Genomic DNA, 18,558 nt, shown 5'->3' on the forward strand with positions numbered 1-18,558 from the left:
TTAGTTGGAACGCCGTATGCGGTGAAAGTCGCACGTACGGTGTGGACAGGGGGAAAAGCTGGCGATAATTTCAAAGGCTTACCTATCTGTATGAACAAAGTCAGTATAAAATTATTCTGGTGGATATTTATATGTTTTTAGGTGCGTGTGATTTATTAATTTAACCTCTGGTCCAGAGGAAATTTCATAAGTCATTCGATCCTTCCCAACTGGAATCCACTGTCCTCCATCCTTAGGTTCAATTTCAAATGTAATTTGCAATATAAAACCACGGAAACCATTTACTCTACTCGTTTCAACCACTTCAATTTTCCAGGGTGTAACAGCAGGTGAAAAATCCCTTAAAATCTTTGGATAATAATAGCTATTCAATTCTTTTTCAATATAAGGAGTAAGCATTAACATTAGCATATCCTGTAATCTAAGCTCATCAGAATCCTGAGGTGGTTCAGCTGATGAAGCTGTTGTTTGAAATGAAGTAACAAGTACAAGGGGGAGTATAAAAAAGAGTAACATCTTTTTCATTTTCTTCAATACACCTCTTTACGGTCTTTACCTAATTAATTGTATTGTTACCTTTATTGAATAAAGTATGTATTATTGAAGTAACGGGGTGCTTTAGATAAATTTTCGATTCACGAAATATCAAAAAAAGACAGAATTTATTCTACACGTTTTGTAGGTTAAATCTGCCCTTTTGTTTTAGAGAAAACAGCCTTTGATAAAAATAGGCTTATACACATCAGTCTGATTTACAAGAGAAAGATTATTTTTTGTATACAGGATTCCTGTCTATAAAATCATCTATTTCTTCCTTCAAGAAATAAACCTGAGTGAAGTAAAGATGACCTACCAATATACCCTTAGATTTCCATTTCTCCATTTCGTTATAATGGAATGTTACAAAATATTCATATAATTCTTCCCTTGTAATTCCTTGTTTTTCAGCCATCTCTGCAATAGAAAGGCCTTTTTTCCAATATACGTCATACTCTTTAGCCGTTAACCCCAATAGTTTATAAATTTCATCATATTTATATTGAAATTGGTAAACCACTTTACCTTCACTTGTAGCTATTTCATCTAAATGATTATCTTTTGCTTGAGCAATTTGGGGGAATTTTAAACAAATAGAAATTAAAAACAAGAATAAAACTGTTTTTATAAGGAACTTCAAAATAACACCTCCTTCATTTTTGATTTTAACCTATGTTTTATTTTGTGGGGATTTCAAAATTTTATGCCGTTCACTAAATCTTATAAAAAGAATATATATGAGTGACTCTGCTGTATTAATAAAATAGGCTGTTTTCGAAAAGAATTGTTACTATTCAACTAACGGCGCAGGATAGTTGAACAAGATTACATTTGGATTTCAAAATTTCACTAATATTTAAAGGATAGGTGTAGTTGATATGGCATTTGAGAATGTAGTTTATCCAGCATTTATAAAGCAAGAAGAAGAAAATTTCGGTATTCATTTCCCAACACTACTTCCAGAAAACGGGTGGGATTTTTGCTTAACCTCGGGCCCAACAAAAAAAGAAGCAATTCAAAATGCAAAGAAGGCCTTAGCTTATTTGTTAGCTGGTGAGCTATATGATAATGAAGAGTTACCAAGTCAGGCGCCCATTCCTGCTAATCTTGTAAAGGAAGAGATGGAACTTATTTTTATTAAAACATCTTATAGCGATTATGCGAAGGGAGTTGAGGAGCATTTACCTGGACGTCATTAGCATATTTATTTTAACAGAGATTGGGAAAGTGATTTTCAAGCTGTTGCATATAAGAATAAGCAAGGGTTTTGGGATGTAAAGGTAGATGGTGATTTACCAATTGAAATGGAACAAGAGAAGTTGTTACAACTTTGTCCTACATATCCTGTAATTAGTACTGTACGACGTCGAGTTGAGGCGGAAGAAGCGTTCGATAGTTTTGTACTCAGAGTGAAAGAGATATAAAAGCAATTGTAAATATTAATCATATTGCTTCAAAACAGAAATGTAACAATTAGAGAAGAAAATATGGAGAAAACAAATAGCATTTTGTAATTTAATGAGTAGCCTTGTTTCATTAACTTGCCCCGTTAGCCATCCATGAAGCGCAAAAATCTGCTCTTCACCACAGAAAATGAAAGATGATTAAGTTCTTTCATGGGAGTTGAATAGCCACAATCTTTTAGAAAACAACCTATATCTTTTATTGCTTAGAAGTTTAAGAAATAGGCTTTAATGTACAATTAATAATTGATTGATATAAGCTCCTTTTAAATTACTGCAACATTAGATTGATTTAATTGTTGTAGTAAATAGAGTCATCTGTGGTAAAAAAGAGGATAGATAGAGCGAATTCGTTTTAGCTCTTCTATCCTTTTAATTTTTCTATACATATAATGTGTGACATTAAATAAGAATTCACTATTTAAAATAGTTTCAGCTTATACCTTGATTTTTAATAAAATAATGTAGCTCTTTTTTTATTTCCTTAATATTTTCCGGTTAAAAATGATGAATTTAGAGATTACTTTGGTAAAAAATCTATCCATAAAAACGTTTCTAGATTGTTTAATTGGCTAAAAAATTGGTGTTGCCACAAAATTGTCGAAAAATTTTAAATTGTTTTTCCTGGTTAACATGACTGTTTGGTGGGTAATATTTACAAGTATAGGGTATTGGTGGGTTGAGAATTTCGTACTAAATTTTTTTAGGATAATTGTAATGCCTCTAAGAACATCTGTTAAGCATAATAAAGATATGGTTTTTATTTACAATGGATTCAATTAAAAACGTAATTGTTTGGTTTTATTTTAAGTTATAGGAAATTTAAGAATTCTTTATGAATGAAAAAAACGCTAGTCCTATATTTATTAATGGACTAGCGTTTCTTATTATATAGAGTTGATTGTTGCAAAATATGGTGCTTGACCGTGACGGAAGTAAGTTAATAGATAGCCGTTTTTTTGTACAATTTTGCCTTTTGAGAAATTCTGGAAATCTATGTGGTGTGGAATAATGAGCGTATGTTTAAACAACTCTTTTTCAGATAGATTGAAGCTGGCGAATGCTTCACCTGCAATTGCAGGGTTTTCACGTAAAGTATTATAAAGTGCTTTTTGTTGTTCCTCTGTAGGGCGCTCCTTCCACCATAATTTACGTGGCTGGAACTGTTGAATCATTAAATAATCTAGTTGCATTAGGCTTTGAATGATAGTTAAATCAGCACCCTCTACAGTTTCTAAAAACATTAATAAACGAAGGAATAAATCCTCGAGCTGATGACCAATACGCGACCAACCTTTAGTTTCCCAATAAGTACCGAAGTTTTGGAAGAAATCAAATGGTGTTTCAAAGACTTCCGTTACTAAATATTCAATCGTATGATCCATACGGTGATCGTTCCAGTATTTCTCAAGTACATCCTCAGCATGTTTAATGCGTACAATATCATCAAATGTTAAGACATTGTTTGAGAAGATCTCGTAAGGAGATTGGTCCACATACGTATAGCCGAATTTTTCCGCTTCTAGGCGAAGGCCTGTACCACGCAGAAGCTTAAGGAATCCAAGCTGTAATTCTTCTGGTCGCATTGCGAAAACATCATTAAAGGTTTGACGGAAGCTTGCATAATCCTCCTCTGGTAAACCAGCGATTAAATCTAAATGCTGATCAATCTTTCCACCTTCTTTGACCATCGTCACTGTACGCGTTAGCTTTTCAAAGTTTTGACGGCGCTTCACAAGTGTATTTGTTAAATCATTCGTTGATTGAACACCAATTTCAAAACGGAAAAGACCTTTTGGTGCGTTATCATTTAAAAACTGGATAACCTCAGGACGCATAATATCTGCGGTAATTTCAAATTGGAATACAACCCCTGGCTTATGTTCATCGATTAAAAACTGGAACATTTCCATGGCATAGCTGCGGCTTATATTAAATGTACGATCAACAAATTTGATAGTACGTGCACCGTTGTCCATCAAAAATCGAATATCTTCTTTTATTTTTTCTCGGTTAAAATAACGAACCCCTACTTCAATAGAAGATAAACAAAATTGACAGCTAAATGGACAGCCTCGACTTGTTTCAATATATTGAATTCGTTTGCTTAGATGAGAGAGGTCCTCTTCAAAACGAAATGGACTTGGCAATTCACGTAAATCTATTTTTGGTGCTTGTGCGTGAATTCGTACTTTACCATCCTCTAAGTAGCAAATCCCTGGAACATCGTCTAATGCAATTTCTCCATGCAAATAGCGTAGTAACTGTTTAAAGGAAGTTTCTCCTTCACCCATAACTATGAAATCTACCTCTTCAATTCTACGTAACCAATGGTGGGCATCGTAAGAAACTTCAGGTCCCCCGAGCAAAATTTTAACATTTGGACAAACAGTTTTTAACATCTTGATGACGTGAATAGTTTCTTCAATATTCCAAATATAGCAACTAAATCCTACGATATCAGGTTTTTTTTGAAACAAATCTGATACAATATTAAAAGCAGGATCTTTAATTGTATATTCTGCAATAATTGGATTAAATTCTGGTAAAGCTGCACCTTTTAAATAACGCAATGCTAAATTTGTGTGAATATACTTTGCGTTTAATGTAGTTAAAATAGTATTCATTCAATAATCTTCCTTTCAATTTCTAATTGTAACAGTCAAGTAGCTGTCATACAATATAATCCTTTTTACCTATTTATTTTGTGAACAGTTCGTGAAATAATTTTTATACTTAAATTTACTAAATTTTGTAATAATAGAATCGTGCAGTCATAAAGTATAGTAAAGGCTCAAAATTCGATTAAGAGGTTTTTTACTCTTTTGAAAGGTTCGGTGAGAAAGTTGAAGCAAAATGATATTAATCAATGTTTTGAAAATCTTATGACAAGTACTTCGTCACCAACACTTATTCTTAATAAAGCAGGAAAAATTTTGAACGTGAATGAGGCCGCTATTAAACTTTTTAACCTCCATTCAACGTATATTGGTTATTTAACTATGGACGAGCCATCTAATTTAAATTGGGCGAAGTTCGTCAAACAATTAGAAAGTGATTTGAGATCAGAAGAAATCTTCAATATTCAAACGGCTGGAAATGAGTTTGAAATGATGTCTTTCAAATGTTTTTATGATCCAAACACAGAAGAAATTGTTGCGCAAATTTCAACGTTAAATAATGATATAGCTCATGAATTATATGTTAGTCAAGAGCAGGAGAGATCACAATCTTTCAATGCTTATGATCACTTACCGTACGCCGTTATTGTAAGTGACGCTAGCGGGATAATTCTTGGGCTAAATAAGTATGCTGAAATGTATTTAAAAATAGAAAAATCGCAGCTTCTTCATAAGGCACATCAGCATATATTTGATGCATTTACGTTGAAGAAAGGTCAAATTACTGCATATCTTTCTAAACTGATGGGTGAAAAGCATGCAAGTATTCATGTAGTTGATGAAACTCAAGTTTCTAGCACTTGCTATTATGAAATTTCAAGTATCTTTGACGAATATAACAATATTATTGTCACAGTCATTAATGATGAAACAGAAAAGAAACAACTTCAACATAAAGTTGAACATCAGCAAGCTTTAAATGTTGTCGGTCAAATGGCCGCAAGTATCGCCCATGAAATTCGTAATCCATTAACTTCTTTAAAGGGCTTTACCGAATTGCTAAAGCTAAATGCTGATGAAGAGTCACGCATGTATTTATCTGTCATCGATAGTGAACTCCAACGGATGGAACAGATTTTATCCGAGCTTTTAGTATTGTCCAAGCCAACAAGTATGAAAGTGGAATTATTAGAGTTAGATAACATTGTGAAGCAAGTGATTGAGTTTATGCTTCCAGATGCGCTTATGAAAAATATTATGATTCAATACATTTCTACTTCTACACAAGTATACATTGGTGGCAATGAAAATCGCTTAAAGCAAGTATTCATGAATCTTATTAAAAATGCGATGGAATCCATGAATAACGGTGGAACGATCACGGTCGAAATAAATGTTATTGACTGTGCGATTGTAGAATTACTGATTAAAGACGAAGGTGCCGGCATGGACAGTGCTACCCTTCAAAACTTATTCCAACCTTTTTACACGACGAAATCAACAGGGACAGGACTAGGCCTTGCTTTCGTGAAAAAGGTGATTGAAGAGCATGAAGGTGTAATAGGTGTGAATAGCGAATTACAGAAGGGGACATGCTTCCACTTACAATTCCCGATTTACACATTTAATCAGATGGATACAATGGATGTATCCACGAAAGATTCTGCTTATTTAGTAACATAAGAAGAGTCGAAATGGTAACATAAACCACCGTAAAAGGCTTAAAATCAAATAATGCTTTTGACAATGCTTTTCTAATCTCGCTATAATGGCATGTATAAATAGCGAATTGAGAGGAAAAGGATATGACGTCAGAAGATATAAAGCAATCTTTAAAATTATATATTGTATTATCACGTGCACATAAAGCGATTAATGAGACGACCCATCAATTTTTTCAAGAGAATGGATTAAACCCTACTGAATTTGCTGTATTAGAGCTTCTTTATCATAAAGGAAGACAGCCATTACAGCAAATTGGCAATAAAATTTTGCTAGCTAGTGGGTCTATTACGTACGTCATTGACAAACTTGAAAAAAGAGGGTATTTATTACGTGTCTCTTGTCCATCAGATCGCCGTGTTACCTATGCAGAAATTACGGATAAAGGTGAAGCCTTTATGGGAGAACTATTTCCAAAACATGAACAGCATTTACATGAATTGATGAGTGTGCTATCTGTTGAAGAAAAAGACCAAGCTATCACGTTATTAAAAAAATTAGGACTGTCTATTAAGGATTTGTCTTATTAAAAAAAGTTGTCTCAATGAATTTGAGGCAACTTTTTTTATTTTAGACAAATTATCTCTAAAAAGTGCTTTACAAAGGTTGGGGTGAGGGCAAGGCGAATCTTAAATTGTACTCCAATAAATAATTCTAGAATGCCCCCTTGGAGATTAGTGTCATAGATAAGGGCAGGAACGAGCGTTAGGTATCCTGTCCTGTGTTAGCGCCCTTGTGACCGCTCCTAGCCGCTCATCGGACAAATCGGCCAGTCAGAACGGAAATCAACCTCACGTTATGGTATAAACCCTATTTAACTTCTGCTGAAAGAAGTTAAAATAATAAAAAGACTGTAGGCAAACAAGTTTGTCTACAGTCTTTTTTGTATAATTATTTTTTAGAAATAGTTGCTGCCATTTTAAACATAGCATCTGTTAAATCCAGTTCGTTGTTATCGTGAATTGTTAGTTTTGTAATTAAACCGTCTTTTTCAAAAACAACACCGATTACTTTTTCTGTATCAAAATTTACAACATAACCCTCTATGTTTTTAATATCCTTAAATGCAGCTAGATCTTCAGAAGTTAAAGATGATGTATCACCAACAGCATTCATATAATCTTGCATAGATGTTTTTGCATCTGCGTAGCTTGATTGTGATGCATCAATTGCTTCGATACGCATAAATACTTCAGCATTGTCATTAGAAACTAACATGTCTTTACCTGGTTCTTCTTGAGAAAGTGTAAATCCAGGTAGTTGTTGCATTTTGTAGTCTTGAGTAACGCTTTTTGATTCCTTTGCTTTCTCAGTTTTGTCTACACCTTTTTGTACATAGTTAACTTCTTGTTCTTTTTTAGTTGCATTGTCTGTATTGTCTTTATTTGTTGCATTTGATGTAGGCGTTTCTTGCGATTCATCTACAGTTTTATCCTTAGATGATGGTTGTTGTTGTTGTTCAGTCGATGTATTTGATGGCTCATTTTTTTGAGCGTCAGAATCCTCAGTTTTATCAGAAGTATTACATCCTACGACTAAAACGGCTGTTAATAATAAAGCAGGTACTGAAAGTAATTTTTTTTGCATGAAAAGCCCTCCTTTTCTTAATTAAACGTTGGTAAAGATAAAATGTTTCCAAATTTTAATGTTATCATGTTAAAGGTAACACTAAAAATAATAGTAGTACAAAAACTACATGGGCTACAATAACAAGTGGCATACTTTTACGCCATTCATATAACAAGCCCCAAATAAGGCCGGTTACAAATGCGGCGATCATACCAAGCATAAAACCGCTTAGTGCAATGGAGATTGCGCATAAAATCGCAGTTACAATAACTGCAAAAGTAGGACGCATAAAGCGTTTCAGCTGTTGTTGAACATAGCCACGCCAAAAGATCTCTTCACCGATTGCAACAATGAATACGAGTAAAATATAGTGCCAAATATTTTGTGGTCCATAATTTGCTAAAAATTTTTGTACTGATTGTACTAATGAATTATTAATGTATGGTGCAAGCCAATAGCCAAAGCGAATAATACCGTATGTTATTGTACCGTATCCAATACCGAAAAGTAAAAATTTCCAGGTAGGTAACTGATCTTCAATTTTACCAGCCAAAATAGCAATGGCAATACATACAAGTAAAGTAAATGCATATAGGTACCAAAATACAGCTTGGTTAGCAAAGGTAAAAGCAAGCATGCCATAAACGAATAATAAAGAAAGGATCAATATTATTGTTTGTTTCGAATTTGTAAGCATCATTCGACCTCCATGCTTTTAATATTATCAAAAAAAAAGTCCCTTATCATCTATAAAGACAAATAGGGACTATTCAGAATATTAAGCTTCATTTGTATATAAAATTTTGTAACGTTTATGGTTGACGACCGTTTTTTCTTCAATTTCAAGGGAATCGAAATTTTCCATGTATGTTAAATCAACGATCACCGAATTTTCATTTACTTTTTCAACTATACCTTGTAGGCCATCTTTAAACTCGATAATATTTCCAACTTCGGCTATTTTCACAGACAGTCAGCTCCTTCATCGACTAATAATATACAGTTTGCATGAAAAAATGGGAAACGTAAAGCCTTTTTTGAATAATTCATACTTTATTAAACAAAATGTTAAAAAGAGAGGAATAAAATTAATGGAAAAATACGAAAATATGCTTAAACAATTACAAAATGGGGAATTAAAATGTATAGAGATAGAAAAGGAACAATTTTATGAGTTTCGAGAAGTACTTGTAAAACATCCTTTATTTAAACATTTTAGAGGTGAGGCCAAACAAAATGGACGCCTAATCTATACTTATCAGGAAGTTCCTAGAAGTTAATTTGTCGAACATTGTCGTAAGTTAATGCTGTAAGAAATGAAATATAAATGTATAATAATGGTATGATTATTTGTGTGTGGAGGTTGTATGAATGGTCAATCTACTCTTGAAACAAATGGAACAAACTCGTGAGATGATGATTCGCTCAGGTGTAGAGAACGGGTTGCAAAATGCGAAAACCATTCAACTGAGTCGCAGATTAGATCAGTTAATGAATACTTATTATAGACAGACAGCATTTGAAGAAGAAGAAGATCAAGTTGATTGAAAGAATGTTCCAGTATTCAGAATATAAACTTTTTAAATAATATGTTTAAAAAGCATTTGGTGGGGAATACTTTATTATGAACACAGCAACATTCTCATTTCCCCCTTTAGAGCAGTGATACCCCATCAACTGCTCTCTTTTTTTTGCCCAGGTGAAATTGATTTACTCGTATATATGCAGCACATAATGCTTTTAGTACAAGCTAACAAGAAAAGTTTGAATTATCACACTTATTCAACTACACTGAAAGAGGAAAATAAGTGATAGTGGTCGGTTAATATTGTGAATAATTGATCGATAGCCTTGATACAAAGGAGTATGTACATATGGGAAAAGAAAGTATTGCATTTATCGGCACAGGTGTTATGGGTGCTAGTATTATCAAGCATTTATTAAAAAATGGTCATGAGGTAACAGTTTATACACGCACAAAGGAGAAAGCGGAGCCGCTTTTGGCGTTAGGTGCAACTTGGGCAAGTACACCAGCAGAAGCATTTAAAAATAAGGAAATTGCCTTTACAATGGTTGGATACCCTGCAGATGTAGAGGAAGTTTATTTTGGAGATAACGGATTATTTCATACAGCCGAATCCGGCAATATCGTTATTGATATGACCACTTCCGAGCCAACATTGGCTAAGAAAATTTTTGAGCACGCACAAAAGCTTGGAGTAGAAGCATTAGATGCACCAGTTTCAGGAGGAGATATCGGTGCTCAAAACGGGACATTATCAATTATGGTTGGAGGTAGCCAAGCTACATTCAATATAATTTTATCAGTCATGAAACATTTTGGTGAAAATATTGTTTATCAAGGTGAAGCTGGTGCAGGACAGCATGCTAAAATGTGTAATCAGATCGTTATTGCTTCTGGCATGATTGGTGTGTGTGAATCACTGGCTTACGGTTTAAAGGCTGGACTGGATTTACCAACAGTATTGCAATCTATCTCGTCTGGTGCAGCAGGATCTTGGTCGTTAAGTAATTTAGCACCCCGTATGATAAAAGAAGATTACGCACCAGGTTTTTATATCAAGCATTTTGTAAAGGATATGAAAATTGCATTAGACGAATCTAAAAAAATGGGGATTACTTTACCAGGTCTAGCACTTGCTTATGATATGTATGAAAAGCTAATGGAAGAGGGTTATGGTGAAAACGGTACGCAGGCACTTTTAAAGGCTTATCAATAAAGGTTAAAATAACACAAACTATAGAAAAAATTTTAGGAAGCCCGAAGTATCATCTTATAAAATGATACTTCGGGTTTATTTTTATCTTCATTCAGTTTAATTAACACACTTGAGAAAATAGTAAACTTGGAAGCATCACTCTTTATCAAAAAGTTTTGCGTCTAAAGAAAGACTAGATGCTCCTGCAAGTGCAAAGTATAAAGCCATTGCAGCTAAAGCTAAATCTAATTCATATCCAGCTAAGCCGTTTTCACCGATAAAGCCAACGCTAAGCTTCGCTGTGAAAATGGCAACAATCATTGTCACTGTCAATAAAGCGCCGAAAAGTCTTGTGCCTAAGCCTAAAATAATTGCTACACCACCGACTAGTTCTATAATGGCAACAATATAAGCCATAAAGCCTGGAATACCAATGGCATCAAAATAATCAGCTGTGAAGCCTATACCACCCTGAAACTTTTGAAATCCGTGAGCTGCAAAAATAAAGCCAAGCACCACGCGTAAAATAGTTGAACCGATATTTTGCATAGTTTAATAAACTCCTTTTGTTTTTAACTTACATTTCGTAACTTAGTTTATTTTTAAAAACAACTTTTGTCAAGTAACTAAATTTTATTTTTGAAACTGATTTTTGACAAAAATGATATACTCTTATATAAGAATAAAATCCTTAGGAGGAAGGTAAATTGGATCAAAAAAAAATTTGTCCACGATTTGAAAAGGCGCTAAAAATATTAAATCATAGCTGGAACACCCTGCTTATTTATCAGTTATTAGAAGGTCCACAACGATACTCAACAATTAAAAATCAGGTGGGTATTAGTAGTCGTGTGTTAACGGAGAGATTAAAAGAGTTAGAGATTGAGAACATTGTGAAACGCACAGTTATTCCATCAACACCAGTAGTGATTGAATATGAGCTGACAGAAAAAGGACATGCACTTGCACCGGTCCTTAAAGCAATGGAACAATGGTCTTCTACGTGGGTGAATATAGAAGAATAGTACAAAGGATATCCAAGCGAGGGGGCTTGGATATCTTTTTTTATTATGAAGATGTAATCTTCAGTATTCCTCAGATAAGGCGAAGATTCGTTCATTTAAGATTGTTTGTTAAACTAAAAAGAATGTATATTGTAAATAGTATTAATTTTCTCTAAATAAAGGGTATTTTTTATTACATGAGTGAATTTATTTAATAATATAGAGAATGGAGAGGAGGGTTTTATGAAGCGGAATTCAGTAGTAGACGCACAGCATCGGAGTCAGTTAGCTCTTTATTTATCACTGCCAATTTTATCGTGGGCATTTTATGATTTTGCGAACACAATATTTTCTTCAAATATTAATACTATATTTTTCCCGTTTTATATGGATGAGGTTTTAGGAACGAATGAGGTAATGCAGCAGGTGGCAAGCACGTTTATTTCTTATGCGAATGCCATTGCTAGCTTTTTCCTCGTTGTTTTTTCACCACTTTTTGGTGTATGGATTGATAATACGGGCTATAAAAAGAGATTTATAGTGTGGTTTGCATCTATCTCCATCTTCTTCACCTTTATGATGGGTGTTCTTGCGAATCTACAAACGTCAACAAATTATGCAGGTGTGCCACTTAGTTTATTTTTAGTTGTAGCTAGTTTTATCATCGCAAAATTTTTCTTTAATTCGAGTCTAGTATTCTATGATTCAATGATGGGTGATTTAGGGACAAAAGAGGAAATGCCCCTTATTTCTGGCTATGGGGTAGCGATTGGTTATCTTGGTACAATTTTGGGGCTGCTTGTTTATTTGTATGTAGGAAACAGCGATTTCCATCGAGCATTTATACCAACTGCCATTTTATATTTATTATTTTCTTTACCATTATTTTTTATTAATAAAGATACACCGATTCCAATGTCTCAGCGCAAGCCTATTAAATTTCTAGATGGCTATAAGGAAATTGTTCAAACCTTTAAGGACATGAAGCAATATAAAGCTATTTTCACCTTTATGATTGCTTATTTCTTTTTAAATGATGCCATTGCAACAACCATTGCAATGATGGCTGTATATGCAACAACGATTGTAGGCTTCACTTCGGGTCAATTTATCGTGCTTTATTTAGTGTCTACTGTTTCAACTATTATTGGCTCTTTTGCATTTGGTTATATTACAAAAGCAATTGGAGCCAAACGTGCGATAACTGTGGTGGCGATATTAATGATTGTTGCTTTAGCATTTGCTGTCTTTGCGACAGAGCAATGGATGTTCTGGCTTGCAGGTAGTATGTTTGGTGTATCACTAGGATCGATGTGGGTGACATCTAGAACATATATTATTGAATTGTCTCCAGAAGAAAAACGAGGTCAGTTTTTTGGCTTATTTGCATTTTCGGGTAAAGTATCCTCAATAATTGGGCCAGCAGTTTATGGAACGGTCACATTATGGATGAAAGATTATGGAACGCTAGCAAGTCGTGTTGCATTATCGACATTAATTGTGATGACGATAATTGGCCTATTGGTGCATCTAAAAATCAATGGCTCAAAAGTTGGAGATGACATTCGATAAAATGTATGTAATAAATTTCTAAACACCTACTGAATCAAGATAAAGCATCTGGACGCAATTATGCCAAGGCGAAATTGATTAGAGTTGATTGGAGTGGAGACTGGGCGACTCCTTGGGGATTAGCGTCACAGATGTGACCCTGGAGCGAGCAACGCGAGTGAAGCGGCTCATCGGACGCCCCCAGGAAAGCGCCCAGTCGGAACGGAAATCAACAACACGTTATGGTAGAGCCAAGTTCATGATAAATTTGGAAAAAGCAAGTAGGAGAAATGTATTGCCTATGATACAATTGAATTATTAATAGAAGTTGAATAGAAAGGAGCGGGGTTGCTTTGGAACATAAAGGTATATTATTAGAAAGTGGCACAAATGAGCTAGAAATTGTTGAATTTGAAGTAGCTAACAATAAATTTGGTATTAACGTTATTAAAGTAAAGGAAATTATTCAACCGTTTCCAGTAACATTTATTCCACACGCGCACCCGCATGTAGAAGGGATTATTCAATTACGAGGTGAGGTTTTACCTGTAGTTGATATGCTCCGAGTATTAGGTATTCAAAATGCAGAGCGTAGTCCTCAGCAAAAATATATTGTAGCTGAGTTTAATAAGCAGCGCGTAGTATTCCATGTAGATAATGTAACACAGATTCATCGTATTTCATGGAATCAAATCGAGAAACCTTCTGATATGTATCAGGGAGGAACATCACAAGTAATTGGTGTTATTAAGCAAAATGAGCAAATGATTTTATTGCTTGATTTCGAAAGAATTATGGTAGATATAAATCCAGATTCTGGTATTAGTGTAGAATCTGTTAAAAAGCTTGGTAAACGTGATCGCTCGGAAAAACGAATTTTAATTGCTGAAGATTCACCATTACTACGTAAGCTCTTATTCGATACTATGAATGAAGCAGGTTATGAGAATGTTGAATTCTTTGAAAATGGCCGTGATGCTTATGAATACCTCGAATCCGTCGTCAAAGGTGGTAGCGATGTATCCGAGCATATTCAATTAGTTGTGACGGACATTGAAATGCCACAAATGGATGGGCATCATTTAACGCGTAAAATAAAGGAGCATCCAGACCTCCAAAAGCTTCCTGTCATTATTTTCTCAAGCTTAATTACAGATGATCTTCGTCATAAAGGTGACCAAGTAGGTGCAGAGGATCAAATTAGTAAGCCAGAAATTGCGGAGCTTATTTTACGAATAGACCAACTTATTTTATAAAATAAAGTTTTGAACAATAGAGATAAAGTTGAAAAAGGTACTTCACAATATTAATAATGGGTATCCTGTAAGTATATTAATAAGTTAAAGAAAGTCGGATGCCTCTTTTAGGCTCCGGCTTTTTTGTATAGATAAATGATGCTAGGAACAAAATAATAAGGTTGAGTTATCTATACAATTTTGACATGAAGGTGAGTATCCTAATACTTCTACCCGATAACCTGGCAAGCTAAGGGCTCATAGGTTTGTCTCTAAATCGATGAGGTTAAGCAGTCGGTGACGAAAAGTGAGGGGAATAACCGGAATGTTTGAGTATCTACACATTGTGCCTCACCTCACATTTGATGTAGAACCAATAATAATATGCATGTACGCGCTAAGGAAGTGATTATTTGAATGAATTAAAAACCGCCATCATCGATATTGGCTCAAATACCATTCGATTAGTATTGTATCAATACGATAAAGCAGAGGGACTTCGTGAGATTGGAAATATTAAAACGGTTGCACGTTTACGTACATATATACAGCCCTCTGGTGAAATGTCTGAAGAAGGTATACAAGTATTAACAGAAACATTATTGACTTTTAAAGCAATGCTCGATGATTTTGAAGTGACTGATGTTAAAGCTGCTGCAACAGCTGCAATCCGTCAGGCAACAAATAGAGCAAAAATTATTACCTTAATGAAAGAACAGACAGGCATTCATATAGAGCTTTTATCTGAAGAAGAAGAGGCCTATTATGGCTTTGTTGCTGTAGCGCATTCAATAGGCACGAAGTCCGCTGTAACTATCGATATTGGTGGTGGTAGTACAGAAATAACGCTTTTTGAAAATAAAGAACTACAGAAATCTTATAGTTTTCCTTTTGGTACAGTTTCTTTAAAGCAACGTTTTGTAAAGGGCGAGATTATGAACAGTAGTGAAAAAAAGGAACTCATTGCATTTGTTAAAGAACAGTTCAAATCACTTCCTTGGATGCAGAATATCGGGTTACCGATTATCGCCATTGGTGGTAGTGCTCGAAATATTGCCCAAATTCATCAGCAAAAATATGCATATCCAATTGCAAGTGTACATGGCTACGAAATGACTAAGGAAAATTTAGATGAGCTCAGTATGTTTTTAGGTAATTTAAGTTTTAATGAATTGAAACAGTTAGATGGGCTTTCGGCAGATCGTGCGGACATCATCGCCCCTGCATTAGAGGTTTTCAATGTGTTAATGGAGGTTGTCGGCAGTAAATTGTTCCAGATAACAAAGAAGGGTTTGCGAGAAGGAATCATTATACAGCGTATTTTGCAAACAGATAAAAGTGCGTTTGATAAGTACAATGTGTTTGAAGGAAACGCTAAAAGATTGGTTCGCCAGTATGGTCGTACTGAAGAAGAAGTGGACTATTTGATGCGTTTAACGGATCAATTGTACCGTGAATGTTGCCACTTTGGTTATTTACAACATCATCCAAAAGATTTGCAATTATTGGCGAAAGCGGCGAGGGTTTTTAATATAGGGGAGTATATTGAGTTAAGTTCTGCTAGCCAGCATACCTTTTATTTAATTGCGAACCAATCTATCGATGGGTTAAATCATAAGGAACGTGTAAAATTAGCACTTTTAGCCTCGTATAAAAATAAAGATTATTATCAGCGACTCGCTGCTCCGTTTACAGAATGGATGAGTCGTGAGGAGTATCGTAAAATACGAGACTTTGGTGCTCTTTTAAAATTTGTCTATGCGTTAAATGTGTCTAAAAGAAAAATTGTCAAAGCCATTAAGATGCAAACAAAAGAGGATTATGTACAGCTTACCATCTATGTAAAACACAATGCGGCCGCTGAGAAATACCAAGCAAACCGACAAAAAAAACATCTAGAACGCGCACTAAAGATACCGATAAAAATAAACTTTATGGAAGAAGGGTTGAACCATTATGACAACTGAAGTGACGAAAAATCAGTTAAGTGAAGAGGATTTAACAGAAGCACAAGGCCGTTTACTAGAGGAAATCGCTAAACCGCAATACTATAATAATCGTGAATTAAGCTGGTTAGCCTTTAATGAACGAGTTTTAGAGGAAGCAGAGGATGTCGATAATCCTCTGCTAGAACGATTGAAATTTTTAGCAATATTTAGTTCGAATTTAGATGAATTTTTCATGGTGCGTGTTGCAGGTCTACAGGATCAGGTACGTGCAGGTTTCCATAAGCCCGAAAATAAGTCAGGCTTAACACCAAAAGAGCAATTAGCGAAAATTGCAGAGCGAACTCAGGCATTAGTGCGCCGACAAACCGAAGTTTACAGACACTTAATATATGATTTATTACCACAACATAATGTACATATCGCAGACATGAAAGACTTAAATAGTACTCAGAAAGCATTTGTCAATGAAATGTTTGCAGAAACCATCTTCCCTGTTTTAACACCCGTAGCTGTTGATGCGTATCGTCCTTTCCCAATTTTGCTTGGTAAAACATTAAATTTACTTGTTTTATTAGAGCAAAATGAAGCAGACTTTGAGAATCGTGAAAAGGTAGCCATTGTACAAGTTCCATCTGTCTTAGATCGTTATATTAAAGTACCATCAGCAGACGGAGAGACAGTTATTGTCTTATTAGAAGACGTGATTGTAGCGCATATAGAAAAGCTCTTTTATGGTTACAGTGTCAAATCAGCTCAGGCTTTCCGTTTGACACGTAATGCTGATTTAACAATTCATGAAGAAGGTGCAAGAGATTTACTTGTAGAAATCGAAAAAGAGCTGAAAAAACGTAAATGGGGTGTAGGCAGTCGTCTCGAAGTTCGTGAGGGCGAGATGAGCGCGGAAGTTCTTACATACTTACTAGATGAATTTGAAATTGAAGAAACGGATGTTTTTCATATAGATGGACCACTAGATTTAACATTTATGTTCTCTTTTGTAAAAGGCATATCTGTTGGTCGAGAACATTTAGAATATGAAAGCTTTATCCCACAGCCACCATTAGATTTGCAATCGGATGAAAATATTTTTGAAAAAGCTCTGCAACAAGACATTTTTTTCCATCACCCGTTTGAATCGTTTGCGCCAATTGTAGATTTTATTGCAGAAGCGGCTGTTAATCCGAACGTTTTAGCAATCAAACAAACATTATATCGTGTAAGTGGTAATTCACCCATTATACAAGCCTTAAAGCTTGCGGCAGAAAATGGTAAACAGGTAACAGTTTTAGTTGAATTGAAAGCACGTTTTGATGAAGAAAATAATGTACTTTGGGCAAAGCAACTTGAGCAAGCTGGCTGCCTTGTTATTTACGGTATGAATAACTTAAAAACACACTCGAAAATAACGCTTGTTGTGAGTCGTCGTAATGGAAAAATTGAGCGTTTTGTACATCTTGGAACAGGAAATTATAATGATGCAACTGCAAAAATTTATACAGACATGGGTATAATAACGACAGATAAGGAATTTGGCATTGATGCCACTAACTTCTTTAACTATTTAAGTGGTTATACAGAGAAACCAACTTTTAATCATTTAGTTGTAGCCCCGTTTGATATTCGAGATGAATTTATCCGCTTAATGGATGAGGAAATTGCCTGTCATAAGAAGCATGGTAATGGTTTTATTCGAGCTAAAATGAATTCACTAACGGACAAAGACTTAATGATGAAGCTATATGAGGCGTCTATTGCAGGTGTCAAAGTAGAGCTGATCATTCGTGGTATTTGTTGCATTAGACCAGGCATCCCTGGAATTAGTGAAAACATAACAGTAACGAGTATTGTTGGTCGTTTCCTTGAGCATTCTCGTATTTATTGGTTCCATCATAATGGGGAAAATAAAGTATATTTATCTTCTGCAGATATGATGACTCGTAATATGATTAAACGTGTAGAAATTTTATTCCCTGTATATGCAAGCGAAGCAAAAGCTCGTATTATTAACATCATGAATACACAACTTGAGGATACGGCAAAAGCTCGTATTCAAGACTCCAATGGAAAATATCATTACAAAGAATTTGATCGTGGTGAAGATCCAATTAATAGTCAGGAAATTTTCCTAAAGGATGCACTAAAACCTACGCTAGACGAAGAATAAAGCAAACACGCTACTTAGTGAGG

General features: G+C 34.8%; 18 protein-coding genes. 11 read left to right on the forward strand and 7 right to left on the reverse strand.

The features are described from left to right. Positions 1 to 111 precede the first annotated feature (111 nt). Positions 112 to 525 (reverse strand): DUF3888 domain-containing protein, encoded by a 414-nt coding sequence (locus tag ABH968_RS17130; RefSeq protein WP_370045852.1) that lies wholly within the window; start codon positions 523 to 525, stop codon positions 112 to 114. A gap of 241 nt (positions 526 to 766) precedes the next feature. Continuing rightward, entirely contained in the window at positions 767 to 1,177 is a 411-nt protein-coding gene (locus ABH968_RS17135; protein ID WP_370045853.1) for a hypothetical protein, read from the reverse strand. Between the two features lie 238 nt (positions 1,178 to 1,415). Here ABH968_RS17135 and ABH968_RS17140 point away from each other — a divergent pair, with 238 nt between their 5' ends. Next, a complete protein-coding gene (locus ABH968_RS17140; RefSeq protein WP_370045855.1) occupies positions 1,416 to 1,736 on the forward strand; it encodes a type II toxin-antitoxin system HicB family antitoxin in 321 nt (106 codons plus the stop codon). 1,151 nt (positions 1,737 to 2,887) lie between these two features. On the opposite strand, the gene ABH968_RS17145 is transcribed toward ABH968_RS17140, so the two are convergent. After that, on the reverse strand, positions 2,888 to 4,627 hold the full coding sequence (locus ABH968_RS17145; protein WP_370045857.1) for a B12-binding domain-containing radical SAM protein: 1,740 nt from the start codon (positions 4,625 to 4,627) through the stop codon (positions 2,888 to 2,890). Positions 4,628 to 4,942: 315 nt separating this feature from the next. On the opposite strand from ABH968_RS17145, the gene ABH968_RS17150 reads away from it, so the two are divergent. Then, entirely contained in the window at positions 4,943 to 6,304 is a 1,362-nt protein-coding gene (locus ABH968_RS17150; RefSeq protein ID WP_370046000.1) for an ATP-binding protein, read from the forward strand. A 122-nt stretch (positions 6,305 to 6,426) separates the two neighbouring features. Then, positions 6,427 to 6,873, forward strand: coding sequence for a MarR family winged helix-turn-helix transcriptional regulator (locus ABH968_RS17155; protein ID WP_100544210.1), 447 nt, complete (start codon positions 6,427 to 6,429; stop codon positions 6,871 to 6,873). A gap of 361 nt (positions 6,874 to 7,234) precedes the next feature. Here the strand turns inward: ABH968_RS17155 and ABH968_RS17160 are convergent, their stop codons facing one another. From ABH968_RS17160 to ABH968_RS17170, 3 genes are all read right to left on the reverse strand, one after another. Further along, positions 7,235 to 7,930, reverse strand: coding sequence for a hypothetical protein (locus ABH968_RS17160; RefSeq protein WP_370045859.1), 696 nt, complete (start codon positions 7,928 to 7,930; stop codon positions 7,235 to 7,237). 64 nt (positions 7,931 to 7,994) lie between these two features. Further along, a complete protein-coding gene (locus ABH968_RS17165; RefSeq protein WP_370045861.1) occupies positions 7,995 to 8,609 on the reverse strand; it encodes a CPBP family intramembrane glutamic endopeptidase in 615 nt (204 codons plus the stop codon). A gap of 81 nt (positions 8,610 to 8,690) precedes the next feature. Then, positions 8,691 to 8,879 carry a YkvS family protein gene (locus tag ABH968_RS17170; RefSeq protein ID WP_053483503.1) on the reverse strand — a complete coding sequence of 63 codons (189 nt, stop codon included), beginning with the start codon at positions 8,877 to 8,879 and terminating at the stop codon, positions 8,691 to 8,693. A gap of 124 nt (positions 8,880 to 9,003) precedes the next feature. On the opposite strand from ABH968_RS17170, the gene ABH968_RS17175 reads away from it, so the two are divergent. From ABH968_RS17175 to ABH968_RS17185, 3 genes are all read left to right on the forward strand, one after another. Then, on the forward strand, positions 9,004 to 9,192 hold the full coding sequence (locus tag ABH968_RS17175; RefSeq protein WP_370045862.1) for a hypothetical protein: 189 nt from the start codon (positions 9,004 to 9,006) through the stop codon (positions 9,190 to 9,192). Between the two features lie 91 nt (positions 9,193 to 9,283). Then, positions 9,284 to 9,460, forward strand: a complete 177-nt coding sequence (locus ABH968_RS17180; protein ID WP_370045864.1) for a Spo0E family sporulation regulatory protein-aspartic acid phosphatase — start codon at positions 9,284 to 9,286, stop codon at positions 9,458 to 9,460. Between the two features lie 326 nt (positions 9,461 to 9,786). Further along, entirely contained in the window at positions 9,787 to 10,653 is an 867-nt protein-coding gene (locus ABH968_RS17185; RefSeq protein ID WP_370045866.1) for an NAD(P)-dependent oxidoreductase, read from the forward strand. 135 nt (positions 10,654 to 10,788) lie between these two features. Here ABH968_RS17185 and ABH968_RS17190 read toward each other — a convergent pair whose 3' ends face one another. Beyond that, complete coding sequence (locus ABH968_RS17190) at positions 10,789 to 11,181, reverse strand: DoxX family protein (RefSeq protein WP_370045867.1); 393 nt, start codon at positions 11,179 to 11,181, stop codon at positions 10,789 to 10,791. 158 nt (positions 11,182 to 11,339) lie between these two features. Here ABH968_RS17190 and ABH968_RS17195 point away from each other — a divergent pair, with 158 nt between their 5' ends. The 5 genes from ABH968_RS17195 to ABH968_RS17215 all read left to right on the forward strand — a co-directional run bounded on the left by ABH968_RS17195 (position 11,340) and on the right by ABH968_RS17215 (position 18,535). Next, positions 11,340 to 11,657 (forward strand): winged helix-turn-helix transcriptional regulator, encoded by a 318-nt coding sequence (locus tag ABH968_RS17195; RefSeq protein WP_370045869.1) that lies wholly within the window; start codon positions 11,340 to 11,342, stop codon positions 11,655 to 11,657. A gap of 222 nt (positions 11,658 to 11,879) precedes the next feature. After that, a complete protein-coding gene (locus tag ABH968_RS17200) occupies positions 11,880 to 13,208 on the forward strand; it encodes an MFS transporter (protein ID WP_370045871.1) in 1,329 nt (442 codons plus the stop codon). A gap of 332 nt (positions 13,209 to 13,540) precedes the next feature. Continuing rightward, positions 13,541 to 14,443 carry a chemotaxis protein gene (locus tag ABH968_RS17205; protein WP_370045873.1) on the forward strand — a complete coding sequence of 301 codons (903 nt, stop codon included), beginning with the start codon at positions 13,541 to 13,543 and terminating at the stop codon, positions 14,441 to 14,443. Between the two features lie 392 nt (positions 14,444 to 14,835). Next, entirely contained in the window at positions 14,836 to 16,389 is a 1,554-nt protein-coding gene (locus ABH968_RS17210) for a Ppx/GppA phosphatase family protein (protein WP_370045874.1), read from the forward strand. Then, positions 16,379 to 18,535 carry an RNA degradosome polyphosphate kinase gene (locus ABH968_RS17215; protein WP_370045876.1) on the forward strand — a complete coding sequence of 719 codons (2,157 nt, stop codon included), beginning with the start codon at positions 16,379 to 16,381 and terminating at the stop codon, positions 18,533 to 18,535. Before ABH968_RS17210 ends, ABH968_RS17215 begins: the two co-directional genes overlap by 11 nt. Positions 18,536 to 18,558 lie beyond the last annotated feature (23 nt).

The sequence above is a fragment of the Lysinibacillus sp. RC79 genome (assembly GCF_041262405.1).
Classification (GTDB): Bacteria; Bacillota; Bacilli; order Bacillales_A; family Planococcaceae; genus Lysinibacillus.

Coding starts and splice junctions, on each gene's coding strand:
- ABH968_RS17130 (WP_370045852.1), bottom strand. CDS start 525: ATGAAAAAGATGTTACTCTTTTTTATACTCCCCCTTGTACTTGTTACT.
- ABH968_RS17140 (WP_370045855.1), top strand. CDS start 1,416: ATGGCATTTGAGAATGTAGTTTATCCAGCATTTATAAAGCAAGAAGAA.
- ABH968_RS17145 (WP_370045857.1), bottom strand. CDS start 4,627: ATGAATACTATTTTAACTACATTAAACGCAAAGTATATTCACACAAAT.
- ABH968_RS17155 (WP_100544210.1), top strand. CDS start 6,427: ATGACGTCAGAAGATATAAAGCAATCTTTAAAATTATATATTGTATTA.
- ABH968_RS17160 (WP_370045859.1), bottom strand. CDS start 7,930: ATGCAAAAAAAATTACTTTCAGTACCTGCTTTATTATTAACAGCCGTT.
- ABH968_RS17165 (WP_370045861.1), bottom strand. CDS start 8,609: ATGCTTACAAATTCGAAACAAACAATAATATTGATCCTTTCTTTATTA.
- ABH968_RS17175 (WP_370045862.1), top strand. CDS start 9,004: ATGGAAAAATACGAAAATATGCTTAAACAATTACAAAATGGGGAATTA.
- ABH968_RS17180 (WP_370045864.1), top strand. CDS start 9,284: ATGGTCAATCTACTCTTGAAACAAATGGAACAAACTCGTGAGATGATG.
- ABH968_RS17185 (WP_370045866.1), top strand. CDS start 9,787: ATGGGAAAAGAAAGTATTGCATTTATCGGCACAGGTGTTATGGGTGCT.
- ABH968_RS17190 (WP_370045867.1), bottom strand. CDS start 11,181: ATGCAAAATATCGGTTCAACTATTTTACGCGTGGTGCTTGGCTTTATT.
- ABH968_RS17200 (WP_370045871.1), top strand. CDS start 11,880: ATGAAGCGGAATTCAGTAGTAGACGCACAGCATCGGAGTCAGTTAGCT.
- ABH968_RS17215 (WP_370045876.1), top strand. CDS start 16,379: ATGACAACTGAAGTGACGAAAAATCAGTTAAGTGAAGAGGATTTAACA.